Here is a 19,197-nt window from a genome sequence, read left to right as displayed (position 1 = left end):
CCGGCAGCCGTAGGTCGCGCCTGAGCACACCAGACCTACGAAAAGCCCCGGGCTCCAGGAGCCCGGGGCTTTTCCGTCTCGGGATCCGGGCACCGGGCACCTGACGGCGAGGGGTACCCGATGATGACAGACGTGGTGGAGTCCAGCGGCAGCCTGACCCGGCCCGAACCGGGCCGGCCCGGCCCGGAGGCGGCCGGCCCGGTCGACGCGCGGGCCGGCGACGCGAAGCCGGAGGCGCGCACCGGCACCGCGGAGCCGACCGCGGCCGCCCGGATCGTGGAGATCCGGGAGCGGATCGACGAGATCGACCGGGCGCTGATCGAGCTGTGGCAGGAGCGGGCCCGTCTCTCGCAGGAGGTCGGCGCGACCCGGATGGCGTCCGGTGGCACCCGGCTGGTGCTCGCCCGGGAGCGGGAGATCCTGGAGCGTTTCCGGGCCGCCCTCGGCGCCGACGGCACGCAGCTCGCGCTGCTGCTGCTGCGCGCCGGCCGCGGCCCCCTGTGAGACGTGGGCCGGGCGGCCCGGCGGGGCGGCCCCGCACGGCCGGGCCGGTACCGCGTTCCTGCCCGGAAACGGCGGAACCGCCTGCCGTCGTCGCGATGACGTCGGCAGGCGGTCCCGTGGGTGTCACGCCTCGTGCGTGTGCACGATCTCCCGCTTCTCGGCGAAGTGGCAGGCGCTCGGGTGGTCCGAGCCCGGCCGGATCTCCAGCAGCGGGACCTGCTCCGCGCAGACGTCCTGCGCCTTCCAGCAGCGGGTCCGGAACCGGCAGCCCGAGGGCGGGCTGACCGGCGACGGCACGTCACCGGTGAGGCGGATGATCGCCTTGTGCTCCCGGACGGTCGGGTCCGGGACCGGCACCGCCGACAGCAGCGCCTGGGTGTACGGGTGGGTCGGCCGCTCGTAGATCTCGTCCTCGGTGCCGATCTCCGCGATCTTGCCGAGGTACATCACCGCGACCCGGTCCGACAGGTGCCGGACCACCGACAGGTCGTGGGCGATGAACACGTACGACAGGCCGAACTCGCCCTGGAGCTTCTCCAGCAGGTTCATCACCTGCGCCTGGATCGACACGTCCAGCGCCGACACCGGCTCGTCGCAGATGATGATCTCGGGCCGCAGGGCGAGCGCCCGGGCGATGCCGATGCGCTGGCGCTGACCGCCGGAGAACTGGTGCGGGTAGCGGTTGATGTGCTCCGGGTTGAGGCCGACGAGGTCGAGGAGCTCCTTGACCCTGCCCCGACGGCTGCCCTTCGGCGCCACCTCCGGGTGGATCTCGAACGGCTCGCCGATCAGGTCGCCGACCGTCATCCGCGGGTTCAGCGAGGTGTACGGGTCCTGCATCACCAGCTGGATCTGCCGGCGCAGCCGCCGCAGCGCCCCGCCGGAGAGCTTGGAGATGTCCTGGCCCTTGTAGAGGACGCTGCCGGAGGTCGGCCGCTCCAGGTTCATCAGGACCCGGGCCAGGGTGGACTTGCCGCAGCCGGACTCGCCGACCACGCCCAGGGTCTCGCCGGCCTTGAGGTCGAAGGAGACCCCGTCCACCGCCTTGACGTGGCCGATGGTCTTCTTGAACACCACGCCCCGGGTCACCGGGTAGTGCTTGACCAGGTCACGCACCTCGAGGATGTTCTCAGTCACGGTTCACCAGCTCCTCGGCGAAGTGGCAGGCGCTGGCCCGACCGGCACCCACCTGCAGCAGCGGCGGGACCTTCTCCCGGCAGACCGGCTGCGCCATGGGGCAGCGCGGGTTGAAGGGGCAGCCCGGCGGGATGTTCATCAGGTTCGGCGGGAGGCCCTTGATGGTCCGGAGCTCCTGCCCCTTCTCGTCGAGCCGGGGGATCGAGTTGATCAGGCCGATGGTGTACGGGTGCGCCGGCTTGGCGTACAGGTCGTACACGTTGGCTTCCTCGACGATCCGGCCCGCGTACATGACCGCGATCCGGTCCGCGACGTCGGCGACCACGCCGAGGTCGTGGGTGATCAGGATCATGCCCATCTGCCGCTCGCGCTGCAGCTCGGCGAGCAGGTCCATGATCTGGGCCTGCACCGTCACGTCCAGCGCCGTGGTCGGCTCGTCGGCGATCAGCACCTCCGGGTCCAGCGCCAGCGACATCGCGATCATCGCGCGCTGCCGCATGCCGCCGGAGAACTGGTGCGGATAGCTGTTGAACCGGCCCTTGGCGTTCGGGATCTTGACCTGGTCGAGCATCTCGATCGCGCGCTTCTTCGCGTCGGCGCGGCTCATCCCGCGCCGCACCCGGTACTGCTCGGCGATCTGGAACCCGACGGTGAAAACCGGGTTGAGCGCCGAGAGCGCGTCCTGGAAGATCATGGCAATGCCCTCGCCGCGGATGCGGCGCCGCTCCTCGAAGGACATGCTGAGCATGTCCTTGCCGTGGAAGCGGACCTCACCGCCGGTGACGAAGCCGGGCGGCGTGTCGAGGATGCCCATGATGGTCTGGGCGGTGACGCTCTTACCGGAGCCGGACTCGCCGAGCACGGCGAGGGTCTCCCCCGCGTCGACGTGGTACGTGACCCCGTTGATGACCTTCGCGACGCCGTCCCGGGTGCGGAACTCCACTCGAAGGTCTTCGACCTCGAGCAGCCGACCGGAGGGGCGACCGGAGGTACCCGCTGCGGACTGCTCGGACACGAGAATGTCGGACAACTGAATCGCCCCTAGCGGAGTTTCGGATCGAGGGCCTCGCGGACCGTCTCACCGAGCATCACGAAGCTCAGCACGGCGGTGACGAGGAAGGCTGCCGGGAAGAAGAGCAGGTACGGCGCGACCCGGATGAGGGCCTGCGCCTCGTTGACCATGATGCCCCAGGAGACCACCGGGCTCTTCAGGCCGACGCCCAGGAACGACAGCGTCGCCTCGGCGCCGATGAAGGAGCCGACGAGGATCGTCCCGTAGACCAGCAGCGGCGCGAGGCAGTTCGGCAGCAGGTGCTTGAGGATGATCCGGCCGGTGCCGGCACCCAGCGCACGGGCGGCGACGATGTAGTCCGCCTCCTTGGTGGCCAGCACCGAGGAGCGCATCAGCCGCATCACGACCGGCCAGCCCAGCACGATCAGCGAGATGCTCACCAGGCCCATGATCTCGGCCTTGCTGTTGCTCGTGCCCGACCCGTTGAAGGTGGTCAGGATGACGATGGCGCCCAGCACGAACGGCAGGCCGAAGAAGACGTCGGCGATCCGGGAGAGCAGGGCGTCCACCCAGCCACCGCGGTAGCCCGCGATGATGCCCATCGCGCCGCCGATGAACAGCACGCCGAGCACGGAGAGGACGGAGACCACGATCGACGCGCGGGCACCGTAGATCACCCGGGCGTAGACGTCGCGGCCCTGGAAGTCGTAGCCGAACCAGGCGTCCGACGACGGGCCGACCAGGCTCCGGCTCAGATCGCCGGTCTCCGGGTCGCCGGAGCTGAACAGCGACGGGAAGGCGGTCATCAGCAGGAAGACGGCGATGAACGCCGCGGAGATCCAGAACAGCGGCTTGCGGCGCAGGATGATCCAGGCGTCGCCGAGCAGGCCGCGCGGCTTCTCCTTGCGGGCGTTCTCGGGCAGCCCCGCGTTGGTGGGGGCGCCGAGCTCGGTCGGCTGCTGGGCGGGCGGTGTGGTGACGATCGACGCGGCACTCGGGTCGCTCATGCCCGTACCTCGCTCCGCTCTGCGCGGGCACGGGTGCCCGCGGACGCTGCAATGACGATTCGTTCGCTGCGCTCACTCATAGCGGATCCTCGGGTCCAGGGCGGCGTAGAGCAGGTCGACCAACAGGTTCATCACCAGGTAGACGAGCACCAGGACCACCACGATGGAGACAACGGTGGCGCTCTCCTTGGTGGTGATCGCGCGGAAGACCTGGCGGCCGATCCCGTTGACCTGGAAGATGCCCTCGGTGACGATCGCGCCGCCCATCAGGGCCCCGAGGTCGGTGCCGAGCAGCGTCACGACCGGGATGAGCGAGTTGCGCAGCAGGTGCACCCCGACCACCCGGCGCATCGGCAGGCCCTTGGCGATCGCGGTGCGAACGTAGTCGGCACGACGGTTCTCCGCGATGCTCGTCCGGGCCACGCGGGCGATGTACGCCATGGAGGCGCTACCGAGCACGAAGCCGGGAACGATCAGCTCGGAGATGCGCATCTCGCTGGAGACGGTGGGCTTGATGATCCCCCACTGCACGCCGAGCACCCACTGCATCACGAAGCCGATGACGAAGATCGGCAGTGCGATCAGGAAGAGGCTGGAGACCAGGACCAGGTTGTCCAGGAAGCCGTTACGGCGCAGGCCGGTCAGCACACCCGCGGTGAGGCCGATGAGCGCCTCGATGGCGAGGGCGACCAGGGCCAGCTTCAGGGTGTTCGGGTACGACGTGGCGATGATGTCGCCGATCTCCCGGCCGCCGAACGTCTGCCCGAAGTCGCCCCGGAACAGGTTCTGCATGTAGTTCCCGTACTGCACCCAGATCGACTGATCCAGCTTGAACTTCTCGGTCATCAAGTTGACGTAGCTGTCCGGGCAGGGGCGTTCGCCGCACTTGCCGGCGAACGGGTCGCCGGGCACCGACCAGACCAGCCAGTAGATCAGGAACGTCGTTCCGATGAAGACCGGGATGAGTTGGAGCAGCCGTCTCAACAGATAACGGCCCATGGGATGGTCCTCCAGACAGGGGGCGCGTCGGACGGCCGACACGGGGATGACGGACGTGGCGAGGGACTGTGGTGACACTCCCTCACGGAACGGCCCGGGTCGGGCTCACCTGTAGGTGAGCCCGACCCGGGGTCATACCGTTCGGATCAGAGCTCGACCGAGGTGAGGTCGAGTTCGCCGACGTTGGACACCTCGAGCTTCTTGATCTTCTCCGAGTGGCCGGACTGCTGGCCGCTGAAGTAGACCGGAACCGTCGGGACGTCCTTGTCGATGAGGGCGACAGCCTCGGCGAACTTGGCGTGCGACGCCTCCAGGCTCGGCGCGGCGCTGGCCTCCTTGGCCAGGGCGTCGACCTGCGGGTTGCTGTACAGACCGTCGTTGGAGGAACCACCGGTCACGTAGAGCGGGTTGACCCAGTTCTCCACGTCCGGGTAGTCCTGCTGCCAGCCGGCGCGGTACATGCCCTTCATCTTGTGGGCGTTGATCGCCTGGCGGAACACCGCGAAGGTCGGCATGCCCTCGGCGCGGGCGTTGATGCCCAGGTTGGTCTTGATCTGCTGCGCGACGGCCTCCATCCACTCCTTGTGGCTGGCGTCGGCGTTGTAGTACAGGACCAGCTCACCGGTGAAGCCGCCGGCCTGCTCCAGGAGCTTCTTGGCCTCGTCGGGGTTGAACTGGCAGGCGGTGCAGTTGCCCGGCTTGGCGCCCGGGGTCAGCGGGTTGGCCCAGCTGTCGGCCGGCTTGCGGGCACCGAAGAAGATCTTGTCGCTGATCTCCTGGCGGTTGATCGACAGCGAGATCGCTCGGCGCAGGTCGGCGTTCTGGAAGCGCTTGTCGTAGATCGGGAAGGCGATGATGCCGGTCGACGGGATAGTGGTCTGGATCGCCCGATCGCCCAGGTCCTGCTTCCACTTGTCGCCCGCGAGCGAGGAGACCGGCACCTGCTGCATGAAGTCCAGGTTGCCGGCGAGCAGGTCGTTGTACGCCGCCGTGTCGTCCTGGTAGAGCTTGATGTTGACGTCCTTGACCTTCATCTTGTCGGTCAACGTGTAGTCGTCGAAGCGCGTCAGCTTGATCTGGACGTCGTCTTCCCACGACACGAACTTGACCGGGCCGTTGCCGATCGGCTTCTTGCCGAAGGCCTCGGCGCCCTGGGTGAAGAACGTGTCCGGCAGCGGCATGAAGGTGCTGTAGCCGAGCTTGGTCGGGAACACGGCGGTCGGCGCGGCCAGGGTGACCTCGAAGGTCCAGTCGTCGATGACCTTCAGGCCGGACATCTTGTCGGTCTTGGGCTCCGGGGCCTTCTTCGGGCCCTCGGCGCCGTCCGGGTCCTCGGTGTGGACGTCGGCGAAGCCCTGGATGTCGGCGAAGAAGCTGCCGTTCTGCGCGCCGTTCTTGGAGTAGGCGCCCCAGTTCCAGGCGTCCACGAAGTTCTTGGCCTTGACGGCGGTGCCGTCGTGGAACTTCGTGTCCTTCTTGATCTTGATCGTGTAGACCTTCGAGTCGGTCGTCTCGATCGACTCGGCGACCGCGTTGCGCGGGGCGCTGCCGTCGTTCGGGTACTCGACCAGACCGGTCCAGAGCCAGTCGATGACTGCCCCACCACCGGTCTCGGTGGTGTTCGACGGGACCAGGCCGACCTCCGGCTGCGTGCCGTCGATGGTGATCGCGCCGTCGGCGCTCGCGCCGGCGTCGCCACCGTCGCTGCTCGAGCAACCGGTCGCGACGAGCGCGAACGCCGCGCCCAGCGCGACCGCGCTGCCTGCCCGCTTCGAGACTCTCATTCCGAGGGGCCTCCTCTTTCTGACCTGGTTCCGTCGTGGGTTTCACGCACGCATGGGGGTGACACGTCCGGCGGCTCCGCAGCGCGGGACACCGGTCTTACCGCAGTGAGATCGGGACAAGGGGTTGCACCGATTCGCCGGGCCGCCCCGCCCGCCGGGATCGGCACCGCGCACGCGAGACCACCACGGAGCACCGTTCACAGAACGGCGGCCGTGGTCGTCGGGCCGTACGGAGTGCCTCACACGAGGGGCGAGGTGCTGCCACTGTGACACTCAGCGGCCGGTTCCGTGAAGGTGCCGTTATCAAGCCGTTAGTTGGTCGCCACGTTGCCGATACTTGAGAAAAGATCATGAAACGTCGGACCCGCACCGCCATGAGCAGGAAAAACACTCATCGACACGGGCCGCACCCGGCGTAGGCTCGGCGTTTGTGAGCTTCCCCGCCTCTGCCCCCGCGCTCTCCGACGTCGCCCGGGCACTTGCGGTTTTTGCCCATCCGGACGATATCGACTTCGGCTGTGCGGGCACAATAGCCGCCTGGGTGGAGGAGGGTGTCGACGTCGCGTACCTGCTCGTCACGCGGGGCGAGGCCGGCGGCTGCGACGACGCCGCACGCGAGCCGCCGAGCCGGCTGCGGGAGGAGGAGCAGCGGGCCGCGGCCGCCGCGGTCGGCGTCCGGCAGGTGGAGTTCCTCGACGGGTACGGCGACGGCGCCCTCGCCCCGACGCCCGACCTGCGCCGGGACATCACCGCGGCGATCCGCCGGCACCGGCCCGACCGGGTGCTGACCAGCTCGCCGCTGCGCCGCTGGGAGCATCTCACCGGGCCGGGCCACCCCGACCACCTCGCCGTCGGCGAGGCGGCCACCTGCGCGGTCTACCCGGACGCGCGCAACCCGTGCGCCCACCCCGAGCTGCTGGCCGGAGGGCTCGGGCCGTGGGTGGTCCGGGAGGTCTGGTACGCCGGCGGCCCCGCGCCGGACCACACCGTCGACGTCACCGGGCAGTACGCGCGCAAGGTCGCCGCGATGCGGGCACACCGCTCGCAGACCGCGCGGATGGACGTGGAGACCTGGGTGCGGGACCAGCTGACCGCGGCGGCGGACGCGGCCGGGCTGCCCGCCGGCCGGCTGGCCGAGGCGTTCACGGTGCTGCGTACCGGATGACGCCGCCGCCGTCCGCCGCCGTCCGACGGCGGCCGACCGGACCGCCGCGGGCGGCGCCGAAGGGGCTGGGCTGCCGCGGGCGGCGCCGAAGGGCCGGGCCGCCCATGCGGCAGCCGGCAGGACCGGGCCGCCGTGGGCGACAACAGGCGGGGTCGGGCGAACTGCCGACGCGGACGGGTCCGGCCCCGGCACCGCGTGGAACGGGTGCCGGGGCCGGAGCCGTGGAGCGGATGCCGGTCAGGCGGTGAAGCGCAGCCGGCGGCGACGCACCACCAGCACGGCGACCGCGCCGGCGGCCAGCAGCGCCACGCCGGCCGCGATGGCGGCGGCGATCGGGGAGCCGGTCAGCGGCAGGTCGCCACCGCTACTGGCGGGCGAGGTCGACGGGGCCGGGCTCTCCGCCGGGGCGCTGGGCGACGGGGACTCCGCCGGGGCGCTGGGCGACGGGGACTCCGCCGGAGCACTCGGCGACGGGGACTCGGTCGGGGCGGCGGTGAAGATGGCCTCGGCCTTGGCGGTCACGGTCTCGCCCGTGCTGCCGCCGAGGATCAGCTTCTGCGCGGGACGGTCACCGGTGAAGAGGAAGACGCGGCCGAAGGAGACCGAGCCCTCGGCGGAGAGGGTGGCCTTCACCTCGCCGGCACCGTCCGCGACGAGCCAGAACTGCCCACCGTTGGTGGTCGTGGTGACCGGCTTGCCCTCGGCGTCGACCGCCGTGCCGCCGCTGACCTTGAGGGCGATCTCGCCCGCCGGGCCCTTGACCGTGAACGGGCCGGCCTTCTCGCCGACCGTGGCCTTGGCGCTCGCCGGGTCGACGCTCAGCTCGGCCTTCGGCTCCGGCTGGTCGGTGGCGTTGGCGACGAGGTAGTCGTGGACCCGCTTGACCACGTCGTACTGCTGCTTGCCGAGCAGGCCCTTGTCGGCGACCCAGTCACCGAGGGTGACGTCGTCGCTGAAGCGCCAGATGGCGGTCTGGGTGCCGAAGTAGAGCAGCTTCTTGGCGTCGGCCTTCGCCGGCATGGTGGCGCCGGCGGCGGCCAGGAGCTTCGCCGGGTCGGCGTTCGGGTAGCCGTGGGTGAGCACCCACTGCACCTTGCCGAGGTTCTTCACCTGGGACTCGTCCCAGGTGCCCTCCTTGTACTTCCCGTTGATGGCGACGTTGGTGCGGTAGTCGATGCAGAAGGTCGGGACGAGCTTCCCGTCGATCTCCAGCGCCAGCGCGCTGACGCTCTTCGGCTTGCCGTTGAGCATCAGCTTGACGCTGCTGCCCTCGACCGACTTGGCCACGCCGGTCGCATCGGCTGCGGCGGCCGGCGCGGCGAAACCGAGCGCCAGCGCGCCACCGGCGACGGTCGCCAGGGCGATCTGCGCCCAGCGCCGTCCTCGTTGTCCGAACATCAGATTCGTGTACCTCTCCCCAGGGGTGACCCGCGACGGAGTCGGAGCGGAGTCGCCGTTCCCGCGGGATTTCGCACCACCCGCGCGCGAGAACGCGACGGGGCATTATGGGACGGGAATTGAGAGTTTGTCAGCCCCTGTGTGCCACATTCGTCGCTCTCGTCCCGAAATGATGGGGAAGAGAATTTGATCAGACGAGGCGTCGGTCGGCCGCCCAGCGGGACAATTCGTACCTGTTGGACATCTGAAGCTTGCGGAGCACGTTGGAGACGTGCGTCTCGACCGTCTTGATCGAGATGTAGAGCTCCTTGGCGATCTCCTTGTACGCGTACCCCCGGGCGAGCAGCCGCAGCACCTCGCGCTCGCGGTTGGTGAGCTGGTCCAGCTCGGGGTCGGCCACCGGCGCGTCGGGACGGGCCGCGAACGCGTCCAGCACGAACCCCGCCAACCGTGGGCTGAACACGGCGTCGCCGTCGGCCACCCGGCGGATCGCGGCGGCCAGCTCGTCCGGGGAGATGGTCTTGGTGACGTAGCCCCGCGCGCCGGCCCGGATCAGCCCGATCACGTCCTCCGCCGCGTCCGAGACGCTCAGCGCCAGGAACTTGACCTGCGGGTGGGTGCGTCGCATCCCCTCCAGCACCGCGCGGCCACCGCCGTCGGGCATGTGCACGTCGAGCAGCACCACGTCGGGCAGGGTGGCGGCGATCCGGGTGATCGCCTCGGCGACCGTGCTCGCCTCCCCCACCACCTCGACGTGCGCGCCCAGCTCGGCGCGGACCCCCGCGCGGAACATGGCGTGGTCGTCGACGAGGAAGACCCGCAGCCGCTCCGCGCCGGCACCCGCTCCCTCGACCGGTTCCATCGACTGCTCGGTCATCACTTGTCCCTTTCCGCCGTGGACGAGTCCCGGGAGATCGGCAGGATCAACCGGACCTCGGTCCCCTCCCCCGGCCCGGAGCGGATCTCCGCCCGGCCGCCGTGCCGCTTCATCCGCCCGACGATCGAGCCCCGGACCCCGTGCCGGTGATCCTCCACCGTATCCGGGTCGAAGCCCTTCCCCCGGTCGCGGACGAAGACGCTGACCTGATCCGGCTCGACCTCGGCGTACAGCGAGACCGTCTGCACCCCGGCGTGCCGGGCGGCGTTCACCAGCGCCTCGCGCGCGGCCGCGACCAGCGCCCCGACCCGCTCGTCGGTCTCCCGGTCGCCGACCACGACAGTCTCGACGGTGATGGCGAAGGTGTCCTCGACCTCGGCGGCGGCCTGCTCGAGGGCGGCGGCGAAGCGCTCGGTCGGCGAGCCGGTCGGCTTGTAGAGCCAGTTGCGCAGGGAGCGTTCCTGCCCCCGGGCGAGCCGCTGGACGGTCTTGACGTCGGTCGCGTTGCGCTGGATCAGAGCCAGCGTGTGCAGCACCTGGTCGTGCACCATGGCGGCCAGTTCGGCCCGCTCCTGCTCGCGGATGCGCCCCTCGCGCTCCGAGCGGAGCTGGTTGTACGTCCGCCAAAGCACCGGCGCGGCCACCACGCCGACGCCGGCCAGCCCGACCAGGGCGAAGATCACGCCGTTGAGCACCGCGTCGAAGTTCTGTGCCGGGGAGTAGACCGCGGCGACGCCGATGATGCCGACGGCGACCAGCACGCCGCCGCCGATGAACCGGAGCACGAAGGCGCGCCGGTCGCTCTCCTCCACGACCGCGCCCAGCCAGGGCACCGGCATGGAGTCGCCCCACTGCCGTCGCCGCTCGGGGGCCGACTGGTGCCAGATCACGCCGGCGCCGACCGCGATGATCGCGACGAGCCAGCCGGCGGTGCCGGCCGCGCCCACCGAGTCGAAGAGCATCACCTGCACCAGCAGCACGCCGAGGCCGATCACCACGAACGGCAGCAACTGGCCGACTTCCCGGCGGGGTGGCACCGTGATGTCGCCGGGACGCAGCGGCACGACCGCCCAGAAGGCCGCGTACAGCAGCAGGCCGAAGCCGCTCAGCCCGAGCAGCACCATGAAGGCGACCCGCACCCGGAGCACCGAGATGCCGAGGTGGTCGGCGATGCCGGCGGCCACCCCGGCGGCCATCCGGTGCTCGGGGGCGCGGTAGAGGCGGGGTGGCTGGGTCACGGCGTCGATCGGAGGCTCCCTGGTCACGACGGGCACGGGGCGGGCGACCGTCCGCTGCCGGCGCCGGTTCGATCGTCACACGGTGCGCCGCCGCGCGGCCACGGGGACGCCCCCGACATTCCGGCCGCCCGGATCTCAGGGTGGCGTCAGGGTCGGGTCCTGAGGTCGTCCGGGCGGTCGGGGCAGCAGGATCGAGGGCATGACCGAGGAAGCTGCCCAGCCGCCGCGTCCCGGGGCGGCACAGCCGGGTGGACCGCCGCCCGCGGACTGGCCCGCGACCGCCGGGTTCGGCACCCCGCCGCCGGTGGCCGCGCCCGACGCGGCCGGTGCGACGCCGCCGGGCGCCGGGCCACAGCCGCCGCCCGGGGGCGTCAGCTTCACCTCGCGGTACGGGCTGGTCCGCCCGCGCGAGGGCCGCTACCTGGCCGGCGTGTGCGCGGCCATCGGCCGGGCCACCAACACCGACCCGGTGCTCTGGCGGGTGCTGCTGGCGGTGCTCGGCTTCTTCGGCGGCATCGGCATCCTGGTCTACGTCACCGCCTGGCTGATCATCCCCGGTGAGGGGGACACCGCCTCCCCGGTGGAGTCGATGCTCGGCCGGGGCCGGTCCAGCATGTCCCCGGTGACCGTGATCGTGCTCAGCATCCTGGTCGCGGTCAGCTTCGGCTACATCGTCACCGACCCGTTCCGCGCGGTGCTGCTCGGCGCCACGATCCTGATCGGTGGGGCGCTCATGCTCAACCGGGAAAACCGGGGTGCCCAGCCCGCGTCGGGCGCCGCACCGTCCGCCCCGCCCGGCCCGGTGCCGCCGGTCAGCTATCCCGCCCCGGCCGCGTACCCGGCCCCGCCGAGCGTCGCCGTGGCCCCCGGCGGGGCACCGGTCCCGGCCGCGCCGCCGGCCGCGCGGGAGGACGGCGTCCCGGTCGCCGGCCAGCCGGCCGAGCCGACCGCCGAGCTGCCCGCCTGGAGCCCGCCGGCGCCCGCACCCCTCTCCGGGGGTACGCCGACCGCCGGCTGGCCGCCCGCCCCGCCGACGGCCGGCTGGCCACCCGCCCCGCCGACGGCCGGCTGGCCCACCGCGACGTCGGGCGCACCGGCCCCGGGCCATCCCGCGCCCCGGCCGCCGGGCTACCGGCCCCCGTTCGCCCCGCACGGCCCGTACGCCGGACAGACGGCGGCCCCGCCGCCACCGCCCAAGCCTCGGGTGAAGCCGCCGAAGCGGCCCCGCGAGCGTTCCCCGCTCGGCGCGGTGACCTTCTCGCTGATCTTCCTGGCCCTGGGCGTGGTCACGATCCTCGACCTGCTCGACGTCTTCGACGTCCGCGCGTCGGCGTACTTCGCGGCCACGCTGGCCACCGTCGGTCTCGGGCTGCTGGTCGGCACCTGGTTCGGGCGGGCCCGCTGGCTCATCGCGCTCGGCCTGGTGGCCGCCGCCGCGCTCACGGTCGCCACCGTGACCGAGTCCTACGACCGGATCCGGGGCGTCGACGGCAACGTGACCTGGGCCCCGACCGACCACCGCGACCTCGCCGTCCGGTACGAGAACAGCTTCGGTGACGCGATCCTCGACCTCCGGGCGGTCGACTTCGACAAGAAGAGCACCGAGATCACCGTCGCCGTCAACTTCGGCGAGTGCACCGTGGTGGTGCCGCCGGGCGTCGACGTGACCACGGTGGTCGACGTCAACGCCGGCGACGCGCTCGTCTTCGGCAAGCGCTCCGGCGGGCTGGACGGCCCGCTGCGGGAGACGACCGACCTGGGCGCGGACGGCGCCGGCGGCGGCACGCTGCGCCTCTACGTCCACGTGAACGCCGGCAACCTGGAGGTGACCCGGTGAAGGCCCACCGCACCGACATCGTGTCCTTCGCCTTCGGGCTGATCTTCGTGGGGATCGCCGCCTGGTGGCTGCTCGCCCAACTGCTCGGGCTCGCCCTGCCACCGGTCGGCTGGTTCCTGGCCGGCGCGCTTATCGTGATCGGCCTCCTGGGCCTGATGGGCGCGCTGCGCTCCGGCCGGAACGCCGCGACCGGGCAGGGCACGGCCACCGCGCCGGACGGCGCCGGCCCCGCCTCCGCCCCGCCGGCCCCGGGGGCGTCCGGGGCTGCGGCCGATCCCGCCGACGTCGATCCGACCCGGTGGGACCTCGACCGCGCGACCCCGGCCGACGACCCGACGACCCGGGAGGCCGGACGGCCCGACCCGGGCCCCGCCGAGTGGGGCCGGCGGTCCGACTGGGGCCAGCCGGCCGAGTGGGGCGGACGGTCCGAGTGGGACGTCTCCGCGCCGGTCTCGGGCGGGCGACCCGAGTGGGACGCCGCCGCACCGGTCTCGGGCGGGCGACCCGAGTGGGACGCCGCCGCACCGGTCTCGGGCGGGCGACCCGGCTGGGAGGCCGGCGCACCGGTGTCGGGCGAACGTGCCGAGTGGGACGTCTCCGCGCCGGTCTCGGGCGGACGGCCGGAGTCGCAGGCCTCCGCGCCGGTTTCGGGCGGACGGCCGGAGTCGGGGGCCACGCCGGTCTCGGGCGGGCCGTCGGCGGAGGAGGAGGCCGACGAGCGGCCGACCGACGCCGTCACCGACGTCCGCGCCGACGCGGTCGAGGACCGGCCCGCCGAGGAGGACGACCGTCCCCGGCCGACGGGCGGGCCGTCGGCCGACGAGGAGCGGCCGCGCGGCTGACCACAGCGGTGCGGCCCGCGTCCGCAGCCGCCTATGCTGGCCGTGGAGATCCCGCCTCCGCCGGCCGGCCCGCGCCGACCCGGCCGCCGAGCCGGCCGGACCGCGCCGCCGTGGCGGTCCCGCCGCGCTTCCCGTCTCTACCCCGTCAGGAGCCCGTCCGACATGACGCAGTCCCCCGCCGTGCGCGCCGCCGGCCGGTCCGGTCCGGTCCGCATCGGCGAGCGCGCCGCCCGTACCCTCGTCACCGAGCTCGCCCGGATGAACGACCCGAAGGCCGCCCTGCTGGTCGGAGCGGCGCCGGAGTCAGCGGTCCTGGCCGCGGCGATCGACGCCCTGCTGCCCGGCGACACCCTCACGCTGGTGCCCGCCGGGGCGACCGGCCCCGGGGCGCTGCGTGAGCACGTAACCGCCCAGGGCCGCTGGGTCGCCGACCGGGTCCGCGTGGTCGACACGCTCGCCGAGGCCGAGCCCGCCGCGGTGGTGATCGTCGGGGAGCCCTTCACGGGCACGGCCGACGAGACCCGGAGCGCCGTCGAGGGCCTGGCGAAGCACCTCACCGACGGCGCGGTGCTCAGCGTGGCGACGACCGCCACGCCGGGGCGTACCGCGGGCGCGGCCACGGAACTGGACCGGCAGGGCGCGCTGTACGGCGTCGGCGCCGACCTGGTGCTGCGCAACACCCCGCCGCTGCGGGTGTACCGGCTCCGCTTCACCCCGGCCGACGCCGCCTCGGCGGCCCGGCTGGCCCCGGCGCACCGCCCGTCGAGCGTGCCGCTGACCCGCGGCATGCACATCGACTCCAACGGGGTGGCCGCCGCCGGCATCACGCTCGGCCTGGCCGCGCTGGCCCGGCTGGCCCGGCCGAAGTCGAAGCTCTGGCTGCTCCCCGCCGTGGCCGCCGCCCCGGTCGCGGCCTTCTTCCGGGACCCGGAGCGGGACGTGCCGGAGGACCCGTCGGCAGTGGTCGCCGCGGCCGACGGCCAGGTGCTGTCGGTGCAGCGACTGCACGACGAGCGCTTCGGCGAGGGCGAGTGGCTGCGGATCGCGGTGTTCCTGTCGGTGCTGGACGTGCACGTCAACCGCGCTCCGGTGGCCGGCAAGGTGATCGACTACTTCGTCGCCGACGGCGGCTTCGCCAACGCGATGAAGCCGGCGGCGGAGCACAACGTGGCCGCGTACACGGTGCTGGACACCGCGCACGGCACGGTGGTCGTGGCGCAACGCACCGGCCTGATCGCGCGGCGGATCGTGCAGCGGGCGCCGATCGGCGCGCTGCTGGCCCGGGGCGAGCGGTTCGGCCTGATCCGGTTCGGCTCGCGCACCGACGTCTACCTGCCGGCCGACGCCGCCGAGCCGCTGGTCGGGCCCGGCGACAAGGTGGTCGGGGGCTCGACGGTCATCGCCCGCTGGCGCTGAGCACAGGCGAAGAAGGGGCGCCGCGCGATCGCGCGGCGCCCCTTCTTCGCGTACGTGGGTCAGGCGGTGCGGCGCTGGCGGAGCCAGAGCACCGGGCCGCTGATCAGGTAGCCGACCACGATCAGGGCGAAGGTGAGCCGGATGTCGATCAGCGCGCCGATCACCGGGGCCAGCCACAGCCACGGCGGCAGCTTGACCAGGCGGGCCAGCTTCGCGTACGGGAAGCTGGAGACCATGGCGAAGGCGAGCAGCGCCACGCCGGCCACCTGGACCGTGCCCGGCACCGGCAGCCCGATGGCCACGGTGAGGGCCAGGACGGCGGCGGCCATCGTGGTGGGCACGCCGCAGAAGAACCGGCCGTCCTTCGGCGAGACGTTGAACCGGGCGAGCCGGATGGCCGCGCAGGCCGCCACGAGGGCACACGCCACCGCCGCCGCCGGGGTGGAGACCGAACCGGCCAGCGAGGCGTAGACCACCACGGGTGCGGCCAGCCCGAACGAGCACATGTCGGCCAGCGAGTCCATCTGCGCGCCGAAGGGGCTGGCCACGCCGAACTTGCGGGCGAGCGCGCCGTCGAGACCGTCGAAGACGACGCAGGCGATCAGGCAGAGCGCGGCGACCCGCACCTCGCCCTGCATGGCCAGGAAGATCGCCAGCATGCCGAGCATCAGGCTGCTCAGGGTGCACGCGTTGACCACCGCGAACTTCATCCGGCGGGCGACCGTCCGCTCGCCGGGGAGCAGCGGGATCGACATGGCCGGCTCGTCGACGGGGGTCGCGGGCGCGAGGGCGGGGCTGACCGGGACGATCGCCTCGACCTCGGCGCGCTGGAACCGGCTCGGACCGTAACGGCGACGCGGCCGGTCGGCGTAGCGGTGCTCGGGCAGCGACAGGTCGCCGGCGCCGCGCAGGTCGTCGTCGCGGCGACCCACCCGGACCAGCAGCACCTGCCGGGCGAGCGTGCTGCTGCGGCGCAACGGGCCCGCCCAGCGACGCCCTGCGGGACGCGGACTGTCAGTGGTACGACGCCGGCGCCATGGGGCTCTCGGCACGTTTCCTCCATCACCGGATCGGCTGGCCGCCACGAAAGGCGGGTGTCCGGCTGTCTCGTGCCGGACCTTCCTGGCCCGGCAGCCGTTTTGCGGAGTACACCATCGCATAGGGGGGTGGGGATTGGCGATAGCTGCCGGCGGTACTTATATCTCCTGAAACCGCGCGAACCGCTCTCTTATTCCCATCCCGGGCTCCATCGCCCGTTTCCTCCACCAACCCCACATCGAATGTACCGGACGCCTCCGCCACCGGCTCGGCGAGCGGGCGGCGGCTGCCCCGATGCCCGGTTACGGACCGCCGCCGCCGACGCGTCGGGCGCTTCCGGGACGGCCGGTCAGCGAGGCGGGCGGTCAGCGGGACGGCCGGTCCAGCGGGACGGCCGGTCAGCGAGGCGGGCGGTCAGCGGGACGGCCGGTCCAGCGGGACGGCCGGTCCAGCGGGACGGCCGGTCCAGCGGGACGGCCGGTCCAGCGGGACGGCCGGTCAGCGAGGCGGACGGTCAGCGAAGCGGGCGGTCCAGCGCCAGGGCGGCGATCTCCGTGAGCGGCAGGCCGGCGAGGCGCTCGGGGGTGAACCAGTCGGCCCGGGCGGTGGAGCCGCCGGCCAGCTCGGTCACCCGCGGCTCGGTCGGCGCGTCGACCGCCACCCGGTAGACCACCCGGATGCCGTGCCAGTCCAGCGGGCGCCCTTCCGGGCCCAGGGCGGCCGGGTTGTGCAGGTTGTCGACGCCGACCAGCTCGACCACCCGACCGAGCTGGCCGGACTCCTCGACCAGCTCGCGCAGCAGCGCGGCCACCGGCTGCTCGCCGTGGTCGGTGCCCCCGCCGGGAAGGTGCCACCGGCCGGCGCCTGGATAGCCGTCGGCGATCATGGTGAGCAGCACCCGCCCGGCCGGGTCGGTCACCAGGCCGTACGCACCGAAGCGCTGACGCCGGTCGGGGTGGGGCGGGCCGGCCTGCTCCGGGGGCAGCGACCGGGGCAGGCCCGCCGGCAGGGGCGCGACGGGAATTCCGAGCAGCTCGGCGGTGAACGGCATCAGCGGCACCGCCGCCGCCTCGTCGGGGGTGAACCAAGCCGCCTCGTCGCTGCCGCCGGACGGCTCCGGACGCGCCTCGCCACCGCCCACGGTCACGTCGAAGACGAGGCGGTCGGTGTGCACCGCCACGCCGGAGTCACGGAACGTGGCCACGTCGGCCAGCACGGCCCGCAGGCCGGTCGCCTCGACGGCGAGGCCGGTCTCCTCGGCGAACTCGCGGACCACGGCGTGCGCCGGATCCTCCGCGTGCTCCAGCCCGCCGCCGGGCAGCCGCCAGACCCCCGGGTACGGGCACGAGGCCGAGCCCCGGGCCAGCAGCACCCGCCCGCCCGAGCCCCGACACACCCCGTACGCCCCGACCCGCCGCCGTCGCTCCACCCGCCGCACTCCCCCGCCCGCGCCGACCCGCTCACGTCGATCATGAGGTTAGCGGCAGCCGGTCCGGCGTGCCGCCCGGTCGAGCTCATGACCACGCAGGGCGGGGTGGGGTGGGGGTCAGGCCAGGCGGGCGGCCTGGACGGCCTCCGCCGTCACCTCGGTCAGGCGGTCGGTGGGGAGGGCGCCCAGCTCGTCCCGGGCGAACCAGCGGGCCTCGCAGGTGGAGCCGCCGACGTCGGCGACGGTGGGCGGGGCGGGCTTGTCGACCACGACCCGGTAGAAGGCGCGGACGCCGTGCCAGTCGATCGGGTAGCCCTCCGGGCCCAGGGACGCCGCGTCCCGGTGGCTGGCCACGCCGAGCAGCTCGACGAGGCGGCCGGTCTGCCCGGTCTCCTCGACGAGTTCGCGGATGAGGGCCGCCCCCGGCTGCTCGCCGTAGTCGGTGCCGCCGCCCGGAAGGTGCCAGCAGCCCGCCCCCGGGTAGCCGTCGGAGACCCGGGTGAGCAGCACCCGCCCGTCCGGGTCGGTCACCACCGCGTACGCGGCGAAGCGCTGGGCCCGGTGCAGCCCGTCGGGGCCGGGCACGGCGTAGAACGAGGGGAACTCCGGCGGCTCGTCCGGGACGATGTCGGCGGACGAGGCGGGCAGCCCGAGGGCGCGCGCCGTGAACGACCGCAGCGGCAGCTCCCGGGCCTCCTCGGGGGTGAACCAGCGGGCCAGGTCGGTCGGCCGGTCGACGCGGTCGGTGAGCGTCCCGCCCCGGACGGAGACGTGGTAGACGAGGCGGTCGGTGTGGATGGTGATGCCCCGGTCGGGCAGCGCCCGCATGTCGGCCAGCACGTCGTGCAGGCCGTCGACGGTGACGGAGAGGCCGGTCTCGGCGGCCGTCTCGCGGACGACGGTGTGGTGCGGGTCCTCACCGTGATCGACCGCCCCGCCGGGCAGCGACCACGTGCCGGGGGTGCCGGAGCGCTCCGATGCGCGGACCAGCAACACTCGGCCGACTGAATCTGCACAAACTGCGTATGCCGCGATCCTGCGGAGCGGCTCCAGCATGGTGGTCACGGGGCCAAATTCTCCCCGGCCCGGGTTACCTGCATCGAAAAGAGTCAGATTCCTGACTCTAGACTCGCGGCTCAGGGGCAGGTCAGGGTAAGGCTCCGGGCGGTCACCGAGGCCGGCCGGGTCGCCGGCGCGGATGGTGGAGGCATGACTCACACCGCCCCTTCCCAGCCCCCGTACAAGCAGCTCCGCCGCCCGGTCACCGACCGCATGGTCGCCGGGGTGGCCAGCGGTCTCGGCCGCTACTTCGCCGTCGACCCGACGCTCGTCCGGGTGGTCTTCGCGGTCACCGGCCTGCTCACGGGCGGGCTCGCGCTGCTCGCGTACCCGATCATGTGGTTCCTGATGCCCGAGGAGCCGGCGGACGCCCCGGCCTGGCCGCACCCGGCGCCGGCCGCGCAGCCGACGGTGGCGCAGCCCACGCCGCCGGTCTACCCGCCGGCGGCGTGAGG

16 protein-coding genes and 1 pseudogene are annotated in these 19,197 nt (G+C 72.9%); 6 read left to right on the top strand and 11 right to left on the bottom strand.

From position 1 onward, the window contains the following. The first annotated feature begins 120 nt into the window (after nucleotides 1-120). Complete coding sequence (locus GA0070606_RS20310; RefSeq protein ID WP_091102911.1) at nucleotides 121-504, top strand: chorismate mutase; 384 nt, start codon at nucleotides 121-123, stop codon at nucleotides 502-504. A 123-nt stretch (nucleotides 505-627) separates the two neighbouring features. Here the strand turns inward: GA0070606_RS20310 and GA0070606_RS20305 are convergent, their stop codons facing one another. The 5 genes from GA0070606_RS20305 to GA0070606_RS20285 all read right to left on the bottom strand — a co-directional run bounded on the left by GA0070606_RS20305 (nucleotide 628) and on the right by GA0070606_RS20285 (nucleotide 6,443). After that, nucleotides 628-1,641 carry an ABC transporter ATP-binding protein gene (locus tag GA0070606_RS20305; RefSeq protein ID WP_091102907.1) on the bottom strand — a complete coding sequence of 338 codons (1,014 nt, stop codon included), beginning with the start codon at nucleotides 1,639-1,641 and terminating at the stop codon, nucleotides 628-630. Next, entirely contained in the window at nucleotides 1,634-2,656 is a 1,023-nt protein-coding gene (locus tag GA0070606_RS20300; protein ID WP_091102903.1) for an ABC transporter ATP-binding protein, read from the bottom strand. Before GA0070606_RS20300 ends, GA0070606_RS20305 begins: the two co-directional genes overlap by 8 nt. Before the next feature lie 26 nt (nucleotides 2,657-2,682). After that, nucleotides 2,683-3,660 (bottom strand): ABC transporter permease, encoded by a 978-nt coding sequence (locus GA0070606_RS20295; RefSeq protein ID WP_091102899.1) that lies wholly within the window; start codon nucleotides 3,658-3,660, stop codon nucleotides 2,683-2,685. 72 nt (nucleotides 3,661-3,732) lie between these two features. Continuing rightward, a complete protein-coding gene (locus GA0070606_RS20290) occupies nucleotides 3,733-4,659 on the bottom strand; it encodes an ABC transporter permease (RefSeq protein WP_091102895.1) in 927 nt (308 codons plus the stop codon). 146 nt (nucleotides 4,660-4,805) lie between these two features. Continuing rightward, entirely contained in the window at nucleotides 4,806-6,443 is a 1,638-nt protein-coding gene (locus GA0070606_RS20285; RefSeq protein WP_091102891.1) for a peptide ABC transporter substrate-binding protein, read from the bottom strand. A gap of 430 nt (nucleotides 6,444-6,873) precedes the next feature. Between GA0070606_RS20285 and GA0070606_RS20280 the strand changes: the two genes are divergently transcribed. Next, a complete protein-coding gene (locus GA0070606_RS20280) occupies nucleotides 6,874-7,608 on the top strand; it encodes a PIG-L deacetylase family protein (RefSeq protein WP_091102888.1) in 735 nt (244 codons plus the stop codon). 237 nt (nucleotides 7,609-7,845) lie between these two features. Here GA0070606_RS20280 and GA0070606_RS20275 read toward each other — a convergent pair whose 3' ends face one another. From GA0070606_RS20275 to GA0070606_RS20265, 3 genes are all read right to left on the bottom strand, one after another. Next, a complete protein-coding gene (locus GA0070606_RS20275) occupies nucleotides 7,846-9,006 on the bottom strand; it encodes a thioester domain-containing protein (RefSeq protein WP_091102884.1) in 1,161 nt (386 codons plus the stop codon). A gap of 190 nt (nucleotides 9,007-9,196) precedes the next feature. After that, complete coding sequence (locus tag GA0070606_RS20270) at nucleotides 9,197-9,883, bottom strand: response regulator (protein WP_091107938.1); 687 nt, start codon at nucleotides 9,881-9,883, stop codon at nucleotides 9,197-9,199. Then, entirely contained in the window at nucleotides 9,883-11,148 is a 1,266-nt protein-coding gene (locus GA0070606_RS20265) for an ATP-binding protein (protein ID WP_091107936.1), read from the bottom strand. Before GA0070606_RS20265 ends, GA0070606_RS20270 begins: the two co-directional genes overlap by 1 nt. A gap of 172 nt (nucleotides 11,149-11,320) precedes the next feature. On the opposite strand from GA0070606_RS20265, the gene GA0070606_RS20260 reads away from it, so the two are divergent. The 3 genes and pseudogenes from GA0070606_RS20260 to GA0070606_RS20250 all read left to right on the top strand — a co-directional run bounded on the left by GA0070606_RS20260 (nucleotide 11,321) and on the right by GA0070606_RS20250 (nucleotide 15,216). Next, nucleotides 11,321-12,958 (top strand): PspC domain-containing protein, encoded by a 1,638-nt coding sequence (locus GA0070606_RS20260; protein WP_091102879.1) that lies wholly within the window; start codon nucleotides 11,321-11,323, stop codon nucleotides 12,956-12,958. Further along, nucleotides 12,955-13,197: pseudogene (locus GA0070606_RS34040) on the top strand (hypothetical protein); the annotation flags it as partial. The gene GA0070606_RS20260 and the pseudogene GA0070606_RS34040, both read left to right, overlap by 4 nt. A gap of 765 nt (nucleotides 13,198-13,962) precedes the next feature. Beyond that, nucleotides 13,963-15,216, top strand: a complete 1,254-nt coding sequence (locus GA0070606_RS20250) for a phosphatidylserine decarboxylase (protein WP_091102870.1) — start codon at nucleotides 13,963-13,965, stop codon at nucleotides 15,214-15,216. Nucleotides 15,217-15,275: 59 nt separating this feature from the next. Here GA0070606_RS20250 and GA0070606_RS20245 read toward each other — a convergent pair whose 3' ends face one another. The 3 genes from GA0070606_RS20245 to GA0070606_RS20235 all read right to left on the bottom strand — a co-directional run bounded on the left by GA0070606_RS20245 (nucleotide 15,276) and on the right by GA0070606_RS20235 (nucleotide 18,748). Continuing rightward, the gene (locus tag GA0070606_RS20245) at nucleotides 15,276-16,193 is read right to left on the bottom strand and encodes a CDP-alcohol phosphatidyltransferase family protein (RefSeq protein WP_091102868.1); all 918 of its coding nucleotides are present in this window, start codon (nucleotides 16,191-16,193) and stop codon (nucleotides 15,276-15,278) included. 575 nt (nucleotides 16,194-16,768) lie between these two features. Further along, nucleotides 16,769-17,683, bottom strand: a complete 915-nt coding sequence (locus tag GA0070606_RS20240) for an NUDIX hydrolase (protein WP_091107934.1) — start codon at nucleotides 17,681-17,683, stop codon at nucleotides 16,769-16,771. A 117-nt stretch (nucleotides 17,684-17,800) separates the two neighbouring features. Continuing rightward, nucleotides 17,801-18,748 (bottom strand): NUDIX hydrolase, encoded by a 948-nt coding sequence (locus GA0070606_RS20235; RefSeq protein ID WP_091102864.1) that lies wholly within the window; start codon nucleotides 18,746-18,748, stop codon nucleotides 17,801-17,803. A gap of 144 nt (nucleotides 18,749-18,892) precedes the next feature. Between GA0070606_RS20235 and GA0070606_RS20230 the strand changes: the two genes are divergently transcribed. Then, a complete protein-coding gene (locus GA0070606_RS20230; protein WP_091102861.1) occupies nucleotides 18,893-19,195 on the top strand; it encodes a PspC domain-containing protein in 303 nt (100 codons plus the stop codon). Nucleotides 19,196-19,197 lie beyond the last annotated feature (2 nt).

The organism is Micromonospora citrea, assembly GCF_900090315.1.
Taxonomy (GTDB): domain Bacteria; phylum Actinomycetota; class Actinomycetes; order Mycobacteriales; family Micromonosporaceae; genus Micromonospora; species Micromonospora citrea.
Note: the sequence above shows the minus strand (reverse complement) of the source record. Positions and strands in the feature narration are given on the sequence as shown.